Origin of the sequence: Terrilactibacillus laevilacticus, from assembly GCF_006517395.1 — a bacterium.
GTDB classification, from domain to species: Bacteria; Bacillota; Bacilli; order Bacillales; family Sporolactobacillaceae; genus Terrilactibacillus; species Terrilactibacillus laevilacticus.
In genome coordinates this window covers 1-15669 of the sequence record NZ_VDCY01000022.1, presented here as the reverse complement: position 1 = coordinate 15669, position 15669 = coordinate 1, and the positions used below count along the sequence as shown (strand labels likewise).

The following is a 15669-nucleotide window of genomic DNA, read 5'->3' as shown; positions in this document are numbered from 1 at the left end:
ACGTCCTGTGGCGGGCGCCTGAAGCTACCACGTCATGTGGAATGCCGGTCCTCAAAACAGCGCCGCTCTTAGCCTTCTTGCTTCTAATTTGTCACCTTTTTGAACACGCACTTTAAGTGTTAAAAAGGGTTGAATGCGAAAATTCTTTCACATTCAACCCTTTTAAATACTGCTATTTGTTAAGTAAAATCCCATTCTGATTTATCACGTTTCGTATAAATCGACCGAAGCTGTCTAACTGTAGGAATTTGCACAGCCACTGTAAGTAATAACATTCCAATGTTTATGATAACAATATAGTTTAGATGTAAACTGTTTAATAAAGCACCCGTAAACAGGATTAAAATAACCCAGAAATGCTTTGTTAATGAAAATCCATTCCAATTTCGATTTGAGAAGAAACTTCTTCCCCAAAAAAAGAAGATATAAGAAACACCCGTAGAGATAGCAGCACCAACGGCACCTAACCTTGGAACCAAGAGAAGATTTAAGAGAAGATTGGGTATGACAGCCACTAAACTCACCCATATATTCAAATAACTCTTCTTTGAAAAGACAATTCCTAAGGTCGTTGTCTCGCTAATCGTATACATGACAGGCTGCAGACACAAAAAGCCTATTATATAAATAGCATCATGATAGTTTGGTGATAACAAGATAATAATTCCGTCTTTGAAGATCAGGATGCAGCAAAATAATAATGACATAAACAATAACACACCATCACTAATACATTTATAATGGGTGATTGGTTTGTGCTCGTTGAACCAACGATACGCCGTAGGAACCCAGAAATTAGTAAAACTAGATTGAACAACAGATAATACGGCGGCTATTTTTAAAGTGGCAGTAAAGATCCCTATCTCGAAAAAGTTGCTCCATGTTCTTAAGGCTAGTCGATCTATTGAATTTAACAAGCTAGCGACAGATGCTGCGACAATCAAAGGAACACCAAACTTTAAGAGCTGCTTAATAAGATCTCTATCAATGTCAAAACGATAAAAGTTTAATAAATGTCTATACCTTATGATCAGATAAAAATCCCCCGCCATTTGACCAAAAACGGTTGAATAAACCACTGCCAAAAAGTCTTGCCGAATAAAAATGATATAGATTAATGTAAGGATCAATATCGCACATTTGATCAAGATATTAAACACCGAGTATTCAACTGCTTTTTCCTGCATTCGAATGGATAGAAGAATAAATCGTTCAAAAACAATAAAAATAAGCATCAGCCCAAACAAAACAGAGGCTAAAATATAATCCCTCTTATCAAACAATAAAAGAGAAACCGTTTTGGCATTTAAACAAATGAGCAAGAAAACAACTAGCGATAAGATTAAAGGAATCATGAGGGCGTTTTTAAACAAGTGGACACGATTCTTGCTCGAGTGAAATTCTCTTGTATATGCTTGATCAATCCCTAAGTATAAGAACGTCCCTATAAGAACTTGAAATAACGCAAACATACTTGCTCTTCCATATTCATTTGGCGAGATAAAATGTGTCGTTAGCGGGATTGTGATAAAAGCGATAAACGCGCCACCAATTGGACCTATTGAAAAACCAATGAGTTTTTTCACGAATGGGTTCATATTAATGGGTTTTCCTTTCAAAAGTATCGATTAATCGCCTGTTAAGTTTATCGATATTATATTGATTTAATACGGTTTCTCTCGCCTGTTTTGAAATAGAGATAGAGTCTTCTAGACTAAATATATCAGCCAGAGTATGTACTAATTCATCTACATTCCTTTCCTCCACGAGAAAACCATTAACCCCGTGTTCAATTAGCTCTGGAATACCACTATGATACGTTGAAACAACAATTTTTCCCATCGCCATCGCTTCCATTAAAATAACCGGAATCCCTTCCATATCACCATCATGACTCGTTACACTTGGAAGTAAAACCACATGAGATTCCTTCATTATCTCGATCACTTGTTCTTGCGTTTTCCAACCAAGCAATCGAATGTGATCTTCGAGTCCTTCATTTGAAATCATTGAACGAAACTCTTTCTCAAGCGGTCCGCCACCAATCATCGAGTAGGTGATATTATAGCCTTTCTTGATTAGCTTAGATACAGCTTGGATGCCATAAATCAAACCCTTTTTTTCTACAAATCTAGCAATCGACATGATTTTTATATCTTGGCTCATTTTGATCGGGTGATATTCAAATTTATCAACATCAATTCCCATATGATGAACAATCGTCCGAGCGGGATTTGCTCCCATTCCTTCTAGTTTTCTTTTCCAGAAGTTGCTAATGGGAAGTAGGACCGTCTTCGATTGAAAAAGGTCTGTGTAAACATCATCACCTTTTTGTTTAATAAACCGTAACATGTCGTAACCATGAAATGTCGTAAATAACTGCCCACGGATTAGTCCCATTTGAATTAACCTGTGCGCGAGCAAGCCATTTGGACCGAAATGAGCATGAACGACATCAATATCAAGCAAAGGTTCTTTCTTCAATCGGTTGTATAACAATATTAAGTTAGGAGAGCTCAGCAAAACTTTCCATGATAAATGTATAGGATGGTTTTTGTGGAGTAGTTGACTGTAACCAAAGCTGAAAATTGACTTAATGAACGTCAATCCTTTAAAAAATTTACTGTCGCGCCCATTTTCATCATAATAAATCACATGATCGAGCAGATGATATTTTGAGACATCTTCATGTATTTTATGATTGGATTCACTTTTTTTAGCTAATACAGTAACATGATGCCCAGCATCAATTAAACCCGTGATCTGATTTAAGATAAATGTCTGTGACAACTTTGGAAATTCACCAACAATATATAATATATTCATTGTTATGACACGTCCTCATCATTCTCTGATTCTATAAGAGGTTATTCAAAAAGTTACCAAATGATAAGCTACGCATCTCGGCGCCGCCTTGATCTTCCGACGCCCAGGACGAGCTAGTACTGGCGTTCTGGCAGGATGCCAGTGTACTTAGCCAGTAACCCTTTTCGTTTGTCACCTTTTTGAACACGCACTATAAGAGCTTTTATCATAGTAAGGGGCAAATTGATAAACAAAATAATGTGAGTGTGTCAATACATGTTAAATAAGAGGAAATAACTAGACTTATAACATTTGTATCGTATTTTTAAGCAAGAGTCAATGTTGATAAATTTACAATTGAGAAGATCCAGCCACATCATGGATGAATTTGTGCTACTTTCTGGATAGATTGAGCTACTTTGGAATGGAATTGCGCCACTTCAAAGCGGAATTGCGCTACTTCAAAGCGGAATTGCGCCACTTCAAACGGAATTGCACCACTTCAAACAGAATTGCACCACTTCGATGCGAAATTGCGCCACTTCAAACGGAATTGCGCCACTTCGATGCGGAATTGCGCCACTTCAAACGGAATTGCGCCACTTCATAGCGGAATTGCGCCACTTCGAAAGGGATTGCGCCATTTCAAAACGGAATTGCACCACTTCGAAAGGGTACTGAGCCACTTCAAAGCGGAAAAAAACCCAATGAAGATGTATTCATTGGGCATTCATATTTATTTTTTTATTTCTCCATATTGGCCAGGTTATAGATGGCATCTGCATAAATTGACGTTGCTAGTACTAAATCGTCCAATTCAATATATTCATCCACTTGGTGACCAGTGTATGGTTTACCTGGGAAACAAGCTCCAAAAGCGACCCCGGCATCTAAATACTGAGCATAGGTACCTCCACCGCTTGTTAAGAGTTCAACATTTTTCTCCCCTGTATTTTCTTCATATACCTTTTTTAAAATTTGAACGCCTGGATGTTTTTGGTCCACATACAACGGTTCATTTTTTATTAATTCACCGATCTCAAATCCTTGTTTTTTAACTTCCGAAGTTAACGTCTCTATTAACTCATCTAACGGAGCTGTAACCGGGCATCTAATATCGAGGGATACTGAGCCTCCTTGCGAGTTATCAAACCTTACAATGCCAGCATTCACGGTTAAGCGATCGGTAATGTCATCTTTAAATGGAATACCTAAATTTTCCCCATAAAAATCGTTATTCAACGTATTAGCTAAAAAAGAAATAAATGGTTTTTCAGCATCTGAGAATGGAGCCTCTTTTAACCCATTAGCAAGTAAAAATGCTGCATTCACGCCGCCATAAGGCTCTGAACCGTGAGCTGACGTCCCTTTGACCGTGACCTTCCAACCATCATCCACTTGTTCAACGGAATAGACAGTTTGCTCGTTGTCTAACGCTTGTTTTATTTTATCTACCGCATCATTTGCTCGGGATCCAGAAATGACAGCATAAGCCTGATCTGGAACCATGTTAATTCTTTCACCAGATGAAAATTGAACTAAGACGAGATCTGAATCCTTACCGTGTTGTTGAACTTTATAATCTAAACGTGTATGTATCCGGCCTTTTTCTGCATATATCAATGGGAACTCTGCATCAGGTGCAAACCCAAATAAAGCCATGGGTTCTTTCGTGTTGTAATACTTCATACAGTTGCAGCCACTTTCTTCATCTGTACCTATGACAAGCCTAATTCGATGCTTGATTGGCAGACCTGAATCTTTGACCGCTTTCAATCCATAGAAGGCAGCCATTGTCGGTCCTTTATCATCAATTGCACCTCGAGCATAGATTTTACCGTCTTTTACATAAGGTTCAAATGGAGGATTTGTCCAGTTACCCGTTGCAGGAACGACATCGGTATGACCTAATATCGAAATATAATCTTCTGCCTCTTCAGGTCCGTACTCGATATAACCCGCATAGCCGTCTATATTTTTTGTTCTAAAACCTTCTTTTTCTCCTAGTTCCAATAGCTGACCAAGCGCCCGTGCTATCTCAGGACCAAAGGGTTCACCTGGCTTGGCATGTTCGACATCCTTTACACTTGGAATAGCTAATAAATCAAACAGATCCTTTAAAAAAGCATCTTTGTTTAAAGTAAAATTTAATTTATTCATAATATCACTTCTTTCAACTGGATTTCTTTGTCTGTAAATGGTGATTCAATCCTTTTACCAGTATAGACCTTTTTACGTTAATGAATCAATTTTCAACTTTTTACTGAATGAAAGAGTTATACTTATGACACCCTTTTGGTAATATTGTGTTAAGAGGTATGCAGCACATTTGTCAAACTCTAAGAAAGTGAAGGTTAAGAAATGATTATTCTTGAAACGGATCGACTCTATTTGAGACCTTATTTAGACGAGGATATAAAATCCATACATGACGTTTTTTCAGATAAAGAAACGATGACGTTTTATCCTGCACCGTTTACTATTAAAGAAACCACAGAGTGGGTTAAGCGAAATCAACTTAGATACAAAGAAGTTGGCTATGGATTATGGGCTGTTTGTTTAAAAGAAACAAGGGCCCTGATTGGTGACTGTGGACTCGTTAAACAAAAAGTGGACAATCAAAATGAAGTCGAAATTGGCTATCATATCAACAAAAAATTTTGGTCAAATGGCCTAGCAACGGAAGCAGCTAGCGCCTGTAAGGAATATGGCTTTTATCAACTGGGCTTAGAGAAATTAATAAGTATTATTGACCCTAGTAATAGGGCATCTATTCGAGTCGCTGAAAAAATCGGTTTTACTAAGGAAAAGGAAGCGTTTATTTTCAACAAAAATCATGCGATATACTCAGGAACCAAAGAGTAAAACATCTTAAACTCTTCTCTAACAAGCTACCGTGGCAGTACTCATGCCACCATGGTTTAATTAAACGTTTGTTTAATAAATTCATAGCGCTTTACGTCGATGATCAACGGAATTTGTTAATGTTAATTTACCTTTTTCCAATTGCTCTATTACTATAGCATCTACTCATTTTGTAATTTGCATAACTAAATGACTATTTCCTTTAATAGATAGAATAATGTTCTTTAAAAACAGATTAAAACGAAGTATCATTAGCAGGCTTTTCACAATAACAATCACAAACAAACTCACATAAAAAAGCTTGGATTTCCAAGCCCTTTTATTGTGGATTTAACCCCTATTTCATTTTTATCTACCTTAACGAACTCGATTGCCTTCTACCGTCCTTTACAAACAATTTTCTATTTTTAAATGTGATTAAACTAACTATTGCAAGTAAGATACCTGATAGAATAAAAACGCTCCTTACCCCGAAGTAATCTGAAATTAATCCCATGACCAGTGACGAAACGCCAAATACACCTGTTGAAATTGTACCAATAGAAGTATAAACCGTTGCTAATTGTTCCTTTGAAACACTTGTTTGTATCAATGTCTGTTGTGGAATATTTTTTAACTGTCCAAACAGACCAATTAAGGTTGATAATATCAATGCCATCACCGGAACACTTGTTGTACCGAAAAGAATGGTACAAACACAGGTCATTAGAGCTCCTGTCATGATAAAAACATTTCTTTTTTCATCTACCAAACGAGAAAATTTGATACACAATATACTACCTAAAACTAAACCGATAAAAAAAGAACTATTTATGAACCCCCACCATTGTTCCTGTACCTTTAATGCCTTTTCAACAAATACATACAATATTGCTGCAATCCAAACCGAGCTTGCAACAGTTTCGAGAAACTCCATCCATACGACTTTTCCTAATAGAGGGTTATGATTAATTGATTTCCACCCTCTCGTTAATACTGTCCATTTTTGTTCTTGATTTTCTGCTTCGTATTCTACTTTGTTCAAAAAGCTCAAAAGGATGCTGGATATAGAGAATAAAACCATAACGAACCAAATTAACTGGTTTGCGTTGAATACAATTAAAAGTAAACTCCCGAAAAACCAAGTCCCAATTTGGATAGATTGTGTCATTGTTTCAGATATTCCATTCGCCTTGATTAGTAAGTTATCCTCAACATAATAAGGGATTAAGGTCTGCTTAATTGGATTTGCACATCCATCAAGAAGGGCAACACCAACAATAATTATAAAAATCAGATAATAATTTCTTGAATTTAAACTATTCATCATAAAAATGCCTAATCCTATCAATAATACTGTTTTGCCTATTTGGGACGATAGTAAAAGTGACTTTAAATTAAACTTTTCAATTAACAGTGGCGTTAAGATGCTTGATATAAACATAGCAAAAGTTATTGAGAATGGAACAAACGATGAGACAGTCGCAGACTGAGTTAATTTGTATAAAACACTAATAATAGCAACAATGTATAATACATCACCTATATTAGCTACCGACTGACCCAGCATTAGAAAAATAAAATTACGATTTGATTTCAATGTTATCCCCCATTTTTTAGTTTGTTGATTTTTTATAGAGGTTGTTCAAAAAGTCACCAAATGATAAGCTACGAATCTCGGCGTTGGCTTGTTTTTCCGGTCCTCATGTAGTAAAAACCTACATTCCGGTCATCAAAACGGCGCCGCCTTGATCTTCTTGCTTCTAATTTGTCACCTTTTTGAACACGCACTTATAGGGGAATTTTAAATCGGACTAATTAGCATTTTACATGTACTCCTTTCGAGTATGCCTATAAAGATGAGAACGTTTGGGGGATAAAATAAACTTCTCATCCTTATGCATTGACTTTAAATATTATATTCAATATTTTAAATTTACAGATAAATTTTGTTTTGTTTTTGATTGTGGTTACTTGTTTACACCTTTGAAGACAAACCTGTTATACAAAAATGAAGTTTTTAGAATTTCTCTGTATTATATTATATCTTCTATTTTTCATTCCTGCTCCTTAATCCAATTTTCCACACATTTAATAAATTTCTGGGTGGCTGGGGCTGCACGATGGAAGGCATGTGCGGCCATGCCGATTAAACGGTAGTCTTCCTTTCCTTCTATGTTTACAGCTCGAACTGTACTCGGAAGATTAGAAAGAACCATTTCAGGTAGAATACTAACCCCAAGCCCATTATTCACCATGGATATAATGGCTTGATCATCTTTCAACTCAAATATAGTTTTTGGTGCAAAGCGGTGTTTTTTAAAGACACGCTTAACATCAAGACCGCATCCGCCTTTTGTCATAGGCATGATAAAAGGTTCATTCCGTAGATCTGAAAATGCAATGATGTCATTTTGAGACAATGGGTGTGATTGAGGGAGAATACAAAGCATTTTATCTTTTTTTAACGTTATGACATCAAACTTCTCTGATATAGGTAAAGAAACAAAACCGAAATCGACATCTCCATTAAGGATCCATTGATGAATGTCTTGATAACCGCCTTCATGCAATTTAACTTCTATACGGGGAAATTGTTGTTTAAACGTTCTGATGATATCTGGAAGCCATTGGACTGACACACTCGAGAAAGTTCCAATTGTGACCGTTCCTATCTCAAGACCATTTATTTCGGCAATGACTTGTTTCATTTTTTCACTTGTATGCAGCATCTCTTCAATATAATGCAAAACGACTCTACCATTTGGCGTCAACTTGATACCAGAACGTGATCTTGTTAGTAGCGAGAAGCCGTATTCTTTTTCTAAACTCGTAATCGCATGACTTATCGCTGATTGCGTCAAATTTAATGTTTCCCCTGCTCTTGTAATGCTTCCGAGATCAACAACGGCCTTTATAATTTGAAATTTTACAAGTGACAAAATGGCCACCTCTTACATGAATTTTTTTCATTTGTAACTTCATTATTATTCATTTTTTTAATTCCATTTTCTCATATATAATTCTGTTGAACAATGAAAAGTGAAACTTAAATTTTTAGATAGAAGAGGGTATGAACGTTGGCTCAGCAGTCGAAAGCAAATATCTTATTGGTCTTGGTCACAATGTTTTGGGGGTTATCTTATTTGTTTATGAAAATGGGGCTTGATTCTCTTGAACCGCTTCATTTAATAGCCATGAGATTCGGACTAGGTTTTATTGCATCAAGTGCTCTTTTTTACAAAAGGCTGCTTAAACTCAATAAATCTACAATCAAATATGCCTTTATTTTAGGACTCATTTTATTCATTTCTTTTATATTTATTACTTACGGAGTGAAACTAACAACAGCTTCCAACGCAGGATTTCTTATTAGTTTAACCGTTCTTTTTGTCCCTCTTATCACTTGGTGTCACTCAAAAATAAAACCAAATAAACGCACATTGCGAGGACTAATTTTTACACTTATAGGAACAGGGCTACTAACTATTAATAATCACCTGCAAATAAACTTCGGTGATTTACTATGTATTTTTGGTGCCCTTACCAATGCCGTTTTTATCTTTATAAATGGGAAATTCACCAAACATGTTGATTCACTTGCTCTTGGAATCTGTCTACTCGGCTTTACGGGCGCCTTTGGCTTTCTTTTTGCCTCCTTTTTTGAAGCTCCACAATGGCCGGCAAGTACATCATCTTGGATTTCTGTTTTAGGATTAGGATTACTTTGCAGTGCTTTTGGATTTATTGGCCAAACGGTTGCTCAAAAGTATACCACTCCTACGGCAGCTGGGTTAATTTTCTCATTAGAACCCGTCTTTGCCGCCTTTTTTGCCTTTCTATTCTTAGGTGATATTCTGTCACCAAAGGGAATTATTGGGGCAGGCTTTATCTTATCAGGTACCATGATAGCCGAATTTAATTTTAATAAGCTTTGGCAAGCCAAAAAATGGCGTTTACATATTCGCGTGCATAAACATTGATGTATAAAAAAAGCAAAGGAAGAGGGCGATCCTCTTCCTTTTTAAATTAATCGATAGTCATAATAATCTTGTACCTCAAATACGGTGAATCCACATGACTTATACAAATGAAGGGCTGCTCGATTCGTTGCTGCAACTTCAATGCAGATCTCATTCTTATCCTTTTCCAAAGCCAGAATTTTCTTTAATGACTCTCTCCCAAAACCCTTCCCTTGAAATTCAGGATAGATAGCAAAACCATATATCCAAGATTCGTCTTCATTTTGTTCAACACGAATTTTTCCTATCGGAACGCCATCATTTTCTATAATATAAAACCGCCATCCTGTTTCTTGCTTTAATTCATAATATTCTTCCTCTGCTTCCTTCTCTGACATACCGTAACATTGAACATCAATTTGGATCTCCGTTTGATAATCATCCCTAGTGGCATATCTTATCGAAACGAGGTTATCCTGATCTGCTAATTCTTGTTTGACCCATTTCATTTGATATTCGGTAAAAGAATAATGACAAGGTAGTTGATCGAAAAAAGCTTTTGCTGTTATTGATTTAGCTGGTGCATTTAATCTTATTTTCTTGTATTTTTTCTTTTCTATAACCTCTAGCGCTTGTTTAAACAATAAAGACATAATGCCTTGTCTTCGATATTCCGGATGCACCATGCCGCATAGTTCGACCTCTTGACCAAAAGGATATAAAGCAAGATAACCGGCCAATCTTCCATTAATATAATGAAAATAGTCGCACTCCTCTTCTTCCCTTTCTCTCAAAATCTCTATATTTAATTTTAGATGAATGCCATCATGTGCCTCGCATAGTTTTTGAAGCTGTTGGATTTTTTTTAATTGCACCTTATTTAACATATATTAATCTCTTTTCTTAAGTAATATATGAACAACCTCTTATATATCTAAAAATCCCTTACCAAAGACATCTCGCACATCGTGAATAATCACAAAAGCATTATGATCAATCTTACGAATAATTTTCTTTAGTTTAATTAATTCTTGTTTATTAATAACCGCATAAATGACTTCTCTGGAAGCTTGCGTATAGTTTCCACGTCCATTAAGAATGGTCACACCACGGTCTAACGTTTGATTAATTTCTCGAGCGATCTCATCTTTATAATCCGAAATGATGGTCACAGCTTTTTTCGTATTTAATCCTTCAACAACAAAATCAATCACTTTTGTTCCAATATAGAGCATCGCAATCGTTAACATCACTTTTTCAGCCCCAATAATAAACAATGAACAAAAGACAACGATCAGATCGAAGAATAAAAGGGCGTAGCTTAGGTTCCAATCTAAGTACTTATTAGCAATTCTCGCTAGGATGGCTGATCCTGCGGTTGTTCCACCTGCTTTAAGCACCATTCCAATTCCAAGTCCTGAGATAACACCGCCAAAAGCCACTCCAATTAGATGTTCATGTAAATGTATGACCCAACCAGCTGTTATATGAAGAAAGATCGAATTGAATACCACCGCAATAATGGTATAAATACATGTTTTTTTATCTAAAAATTTATATCCAATGATTAATAAAATGCCATTTAATACAAAGGTACTAATACTGGGTGAAAGATGAAATAAATAATACAAAATAATCGAAAGTCCAGTGACTCCACCTTCACCTAAATTAAGTGGAATCACAAATGTATTGATACCAATTGCAAATAAAAACGAACCTGTGATTATAAATAAAATATTAATGATATTTTTACTTTTTAACGTCTTCATTAAAAACCTCCTCTTTCTAAGCACAAAAAATCCCTTCATTCTATCGTACTTAGAAAGAAGAGACATACATTCTTCACTTTGTGATTATCTTTATCCATAACTAATTGATTCTTTAAACGCCATACCGCTAGATTAACTTTCAATTTCAATATATTACGAGAGGGTTCGTTATGTCAATGCGTTTTTTCACGTTTAGTCTTTCATTCTATTTTATTTACATTTAACGCATTCATAATGATTAGAATGAAATAACCAAGAAACTTTTTTGCTTTTTGTTACTTTCTTTCTTTTCCCTTTTCTTGTGGTATGCCACCAAGCGCGACTTGCATTTTTTTCTATTTGAGATTGTTTGAGTTTGGCTAGTTGTGTCATCTCATAATAATTGATCATTTATCCTTCCTACTTTCATTTAAATTTGGATGTTGAGCGATCCTTTCCCATTGACTTAGATGAATAACGCCTAATTCCGGTCTTGACTCTCCTTCTAAAACCGTGAGATATTCGAGTGAGTTACCGTCCGGATCTTTAAAGTAGTAACAAGCTGAGGGCATCCAAGCATGAACAACAGGCTCGGTAGGTTCGAGTCCAAAGCTCTTTTCTAATGGAATCCCTCTTTTTTTGAGAGATTCTGGTATCCTTTTAAGTTCATCAAAGCTGACTTTAAAAGCAAAATGCTTACGAACAAAATCTGCTTTATTCACTTCCCATACACCCAGCATCTGACCTTTATCTCCTTTTCCACCAAACCAAAAAAAGGCAACTCTTCGTTTTTGTAAAACAATAGCAAGTTCCATATCCAGTCTCTGGTAAAACTCGATCGCTCTCTCTAAATGGGTTGTTTGAACATGAGTCTCATATAAAGTTGCGTGCTTCGTCTCCATCTCTTTACCACTCCTTTTGTATATTTTTATACTATTAATTTTGAGTTCTTTTGAAATCGTCGTAACAGATGAAACATTCATCAGACTTTAGTCGTAGCCATTTTCATACTCAAACGAAAAGAAATCGAAAATCACAGGAATTCGCAATTAAGGAAAAAAAAACGAACGACTGGATTTTCGTCGTTCGGTAAACTAAATCATCCCACCTTAACGGGCAGTAAAGATCCCCACTGGTGAAAGTCTCACTTTATTAAGTTGTCTTAAAACCAATCATTTTATTTAAAAAAACCAGATTTAACTGCGTATACAGCTGCTTGTGTTCTATCAGCTAATTCTAATTTAGATAATATATTAGTGACATGAGTCTTGACCGTTTTCTCAGAAATGAATAAGGCAGATGCTATTTCTTTATTACTTTTCCCTTTGACAATCTCCCTCAGAACATCCTTTTCACGTTTCGTTAAATCGTCAATTGGCCGATGTCTATTTTTTGACGACAAGCTCTTAAGAACTTCCGTCGTTGCTTTGGGATGCAAGTCATTCTCTCCTTGCATCACAGCATGTATGGAATGAATAAGCGCATCAGGTTCAATGTCTTTTAACTGATAGCCATCAGCACCTGCTTCCATGGCTGGCAAGACATGATCCTGGTCTGAAAAACTTGTAAGTATTAAAATTTTAATTTGCCCATGGCTTTGTTTTATCGCTCGAGTCGCTTCAATCCCATTCATAACAGGCATATTTAGATCAATCAAAATCAAATCTGGCAATAATGTTTTAGCTTTTTCTACGGCTTCTTTTCCATCTTTCGCTTCCCCAACAATTTCAATATCGTTTTGTGTATTTAAAAAAAAGACAAGCCCTCTTCGAACCACGTTGTGATCATCAGCTATTAGAACTCGAATTGTCATAATACCCTCCTATATCGGAATACTCACACTGATGGTCGTCCCTTTACCTAGGCTGCTTGAGCATTGAAAACGACCGTTTAATGCGTTGACTCTACTTCTCATACTTCTCAATCCAATAGAGGGAAGATCGTTTTTTTCTATATATTCAAATCCGCAGCCTTTATCAGAAATCGTTAATATAACTTCTCGGTTCGAAACATGCAAATGAAGACTCGCTTCATTTTGACCAGAATGTTTTCTAATATTAGCAAGAGCTTCTTGACCAATACGCCAAATGGCTTCTTCAATTTTGCTAGGTAACTCGACCATTCCACTTACCTCAATCTTAATTACCAAATCTAGCATACGACCATACTCTTTTAAAGCACTGACCATTCCATGTTCAAGACCACTTGGCTTAAGCTGCCAAATCAATGCTTTCATTTCTGCAAGAGCTTCTTGTGCTAAATCTTGTATATATATAAACGTTTCTATTAACCTAGTATCCCTTGTTAACTCTCTACCTGCTCTTGCTGTTAGATTAAGAGAAAATAAAAGTTGGTTAACAGAATCATGTAAATCTCTAGCAAGTCTATTTCGTTCAGATATGAGGGCATTCTCTTGTTCCTTTTGACTCAATGTTATTCTTTTTAAAGCCGTTCCAATTTGGAATGCCACAGATTCTAACAGAGCTAATTCCTCTAATTCAAAATGAGTTTTGTCTGGTGAACCAATATTGAGTATGCCGAACCTTTCATTCCCCGCAAGAAGAGGAACAGATGCGTGGTGGGTCAAACCCTTTGTATCCCCGCTTTTGGCTTTCAATACATCTTCAATCCGTTTGCATTGAATAATATTCGAGGCCCTATTTAACGTCCCTCTTTTATATCGATTCATACACCAACAGTTTTCCGTACACATGGGTGCATAATTATCTTTTGATAATGCAGGAGGCAAATTTTCTTTAGCTGCTAGTCGAAAACTCATGTCGTGATCAACAAGAAAAATCCAAGCCATTTTTAATCCGGTGACATGCAATAACTTTTTTGTCACATCTTGCAACATGGTATCGATTTCTGTACCTTCATTCAAAACTTCAGCAATCTCTTTTAATATTAATAACTCTGATTCGCTAACATTACTCATTTTCCCAGCCTCCTTACATCTCTTACTTAAAAATATCCTTGTTTGATTATCAACATGATTCGTTAACAAAGTAAAAAATTTAGAAAAAAACATCTATTAAAACTATACCACAACAGATAAGTCCTCTTTCTTAGAAATTAATTGTCACCCGAGTTAAAACATGTTTTACACACATATTGTCAACTTTTTGTAACCTTTTTCCTCTCTATATCGTAAGAATAAACCGTTCATTTAATGATTTTAGGAAAAGAATTTTGATAAACCATCGAATAATTTAAATGACCGTTGCTGATGTTTCATATGTATTAATATGATGATATGAAGTAAGGAGACGACTGGTTATGAACATTGCTTTTTTTATAACACCTAAAAGTGAAGTGAAATATGTATATGAAGATTGGACCATGAGGCAGGCTATGGAGAAGATGGAACACTATCGCTACACAGCTGTCCCAATTCTTAATCAAGAGGGGAAGTATGTTGGCACACTTACTGAAGGCGATTTATTATGGAAACTGAAAAATATGAAACAACTTGATTTTAATCAAACGAGTAAAATCATGCTTCAAGACGTACCACTACATACTCGGAGTCAAGCTGTTTCAATTAATGATGATATTGAAAATATTATTAATACATCGTTAACCCAAAATTTCGTCCCGGTCATGGATGACCTTGGCATCTTTATTGGAATCATTAGACGGCGAGAAATCATTGAGTACCTTACGGAGAAGGTACAAAATTATAAAAACGAGAAAATAAGTATTGGTGAATAAACCAAGAGAGACATTTGTTACTTTTTTAAATAGCAAATGTCTCTTTTTATACATAGGAATACACAAAAATTTCAGTGTTCATTTGATGAAAAATTCAGTATGGTGAAGAAAAAGATATTTGGACGAGGAGAAGTCAAGGTGAATTCAACAAGTATACCCGTATCGTATTCAAAAACAAAAGGGATGATGCTCGATTCACCACCCCCCTTGGCGATTTATCGGAACATGGTCAATTCGCGCCTTTTTTGCCGTTGTATTCATTGTTATATTTGGTACACTGATTGCTTTCTATGAACCCTACTATTCATCCCTCGACTTCAGTCGTGGGATGAATAGTAGGTAGCTCTAATATAATAAGGAGTCTGGAGTGGAATATACGTTCCCGTTCAGCTTATAATAAGGGTATAAAAAAGGCAGGTGAAATAACAAAATGTCATCAGACGAAAAATATGGTGTTCAAAAACAAATGTTAAAAAATCTCACCAAAAAAGAATATATTGCTCTAAAAACCTTATGTCGTTTGAGTAAAAATATGTACAACGTTGGTTTGTATAACGTGAGACAACATTTTTTCGAAACGAAAACCTATTTGAGCT

General features: G+C 35.8%; 14 protein-coding genes. 3 read left to right on the top strand and 11 right to left on the bottom strand.

Annotated features, from left to right (window positions below; genetic code table 11):
- Window positions 1–179 precede the first annotated feature (179 nt).
- The 3 genes from FG390_RS14905 to pepV form a co-directional block, all read right to left on the bottom strand.
- Window positions 180–1598 carry a lipopolysaccharide biosynthesis protein gene (locus FG390_RS14905; protein WP_141191830.1) on the bottom strand — a complete coding sequence of 473 codons (1419 nt, stop codon included), beginning with the start codon at window positions 1596–1598 and terminating at the stop codon, window positions 180–182.
- Window position 1599: 1 nt separating this feature from the next.
- Entirely contained in the window at window positions 1600–2826 is a 1227-nt protein-coding gene (locus FG390_RS14900; protein ID WP_141191829.1) for a glycosyltransferase, read from the bottom strand.
- 723 nt (window positions 2827–3549) lie between these two features.
- A complete protein-coding gene (gene pepV / locus FG390_RS14895; protein ID WP_181406518.1) occupies window positions 3550–4965 on the bottom strand; it encodes a dipeptidase PepV in 1416 nt (471 codons plus the stop codon).
- 201 nt (window positions 4966–5166) lie between these two features.
- Here pepV and FG390_RS14890 point away from each other — a divergent pair, with 201 nt between their 5' ends.
- On the top strand, window positions 5167–5670 hold the full coding sequence (locus FG390_RS14890; RefSeq protein ID WP_141191827.1) for a GNAT family N-acetyltransferase: 504 nt from the start codon (window positions 5167–5169) through the stop codon (window positions 5668–5670).
- Window positions 5671–6022: 352 nt separating this feature from the next.
- On the opposite strand, the gene FG390_RS14885 is transcribed toward FG390_RS14890, so the two are convergent.
- Window positions 6023–7249 carry an MFS transporter gene (locus FG390_RS14885; protein WP_141191826.1) on the bottom strand — a complete coding sequence of 409 codons (1227 nt, stop codon included), beginning with the start codon at window positions 7247–7249 and terminating at the stop codon, window positions 6023–6025.
- Between the two features lie 457 nt (window positions 7250–7706).
- Window positions 7707–8591, bottom strand: coding sequence for a LysR family transcriptional regulator (locus tag FG390_RS14880; protein ID WP_141191825.1), 885 nt, complete (start codon window positions 8589–8591; stop codon window positions 7707–7709).
- A gap of 138 nt (window positions 8592–8729) precedes the next feature.
- Between FG390_RS14880 and FG390_RS14875 the strand changes: the two genes are divergently transcribed.
- A complete protein-coding gene (locus FG390_RS14875; RefSeq protein WP_141191824.1) occupies window positions 8730–9632 on the top strand; it encodes a DMT family transporter in 903 nt (300 codons plus the stop codon).
- Window positions 9633–9673: 41 nt separating this feature from the next.
- Here the strand turns inward: FG390_RS14875 and FG390_RS14870 are convergent, their stop codons facing one another.
- From FG390_RS14870 to FG390_RS14845, 6 genes are all read right to left on the bottom strand, one after another.
- Window positions 9674–10498 (bottom strand): GNAT family N-acetyltransferase, encoded by an 825-nt coding sequence (locus FG390_RS14870; protein ID WP_141191823.1) that lies wholly within the window; start codon window positions 10496–10498, stop codon window positions 9674–9676.
- Between the two features lie 39 nt (window positions 10499–10537).
- Complete coding sequence (locus FG390_RS14865) at window positions 10538–11380, bottom strand: YitT family protein (protein WP_141191822.1); 843 nt, start codon at window positions 11378–11380, stop codon at window positions 10538–10540.
- A gap of 210 nt (window positions 11381–11590) precedes the next feature.
- A complete protein-coding gene (locus FG390_RS14860) occupies window positions 11591–11770 on the bottom strand; it encodes a hypothetical protein (protein ID WP_141191821.1) in 180 nt (59 codons plus the stop codon).
- The gene (locus FG390_RS14855; RefSeq protein ID WP_141191820.1) at window positions 11767–12261 is read right to left on the bottom strand and encodes a VOC family protein; all 495 of its coding nucleotides are present in this window, start codon (window positions 12259–12261) and stop codon (window positions 11767–11769) included. Before FG390_RS14855 ends, FG390_RS14860 begins: the two co-directional genes overlap by 4 nt.
- A gap of 275 nt (window positions 12262–12536) precedes the next feature.
- On the bottom strand, window positions 12537–13172 hold the full coding sequence (locus FG390_RS14850) for a response regulator (RefSeq protein ID WP_141191819.1): 636 nt from the start codon (window positions 13170–13172) through the stop codon (window positions 12537–12539).
- 9 nt (window positions 13173–13181) lie between these two features.
- Window positions 13182–14297, bottom strand: coding sequence for a GAF domain-containing sensor histidine kinase (locus FG390_RS14845; RefSeq protein ID WP_141191818.1), 1116 nt, complete (start codon window positions 14295–14297; stop codon window positions 13182–13184).
- A gap of 341 nt (window positions 14298–14638) precedes the next feature.
- Between FG390_RS14845 and FG390_RS14840 the strand changes: the two genes are divergently transcribed.
- A complete protein-coding gene (locus tag FG390_RS14840) occupies window positions 14639–15073 on the top strand; it encodes a CBS domain-containing protein (protein ID WP_141191817.1) in 435 nt (144 codons plus the stop codon).
- Window positions 15074–15669: the final 596 nt, after the last annotated feature.

Coding starts and splice junctions, on each gene's coding strand:
- FG390_RS14905 (WP_141191830.1), bottom strand. CDS start 1,598: ATGAACCCATTCGTGAAAAAACTCATTGGTTTTTCAATAGGTCCAATT.
- FG390_RS14900 (WP_141191829.1), bottom strand. CDS start 2,826: ATGAATATATTATATATTGTTGGTGAATTTCCAAAGTTGTCACAGACA.
- pepV (WP_181406518.1), bottom strand. CDS start 4,965: ATGAATAAATTAAATTTTACTTTAAACAAAGATGCTTTTTTAAAGGAT.
- FG390_RS14890 (WP_141191827.1), top strand. CDS start 5,167: ATGATTATTCTTGAAACGGATCGACTCTATTTGAGACCTTATTTAGAC.
- FG390_RS14870 (WP_141191823.1), bottom strand. CDS start 10,498: ATGTTAAATAAGGTGCAATTAAAAAAAATCCAACAGCTTCAAAAACTA.
- FG390_RS14865 (WP_141191822.1), bottom strand. CDS start 11,380: ATGAAGACGTTAAAAAGTAAAAATATCATTAATATTTTATTTATAATC.
- FG390_RS14860 (WP_141191821.1), bottom strand. CDS start 11,770: ATGATCAATTATTATGAGATGACACAACTAGCCAAACTCAAACAATCT.
- FG390_RS14855 (WP_141191820.1), bottom strand. CDS start 12,261: ATGGAGACGAAGCACGCAACTTTATATGAGACTCATGTTCAAACAACC.
- FG390_RS14850 (WP_141191819.1), bottom strand. CDS start 13,172: ATGACAATTCGAGTTCTAATAGCTGATGATCACAACGTGGTTCGAAGA.
- FG390_RS14845 (WP_141191818.1), bottom strand. CDS start 14,297: ATGAGTAATGTTAGCGAATCAGAGTTATTAATATTAAAAGAGATTGCT.
- FG390_RS14840 (WP_141191817.1), top strand. CDS start 14,639: ATGAACATTGCTTTTTTTATAACACCTAAAAGTGAAGTGAAATATGTA.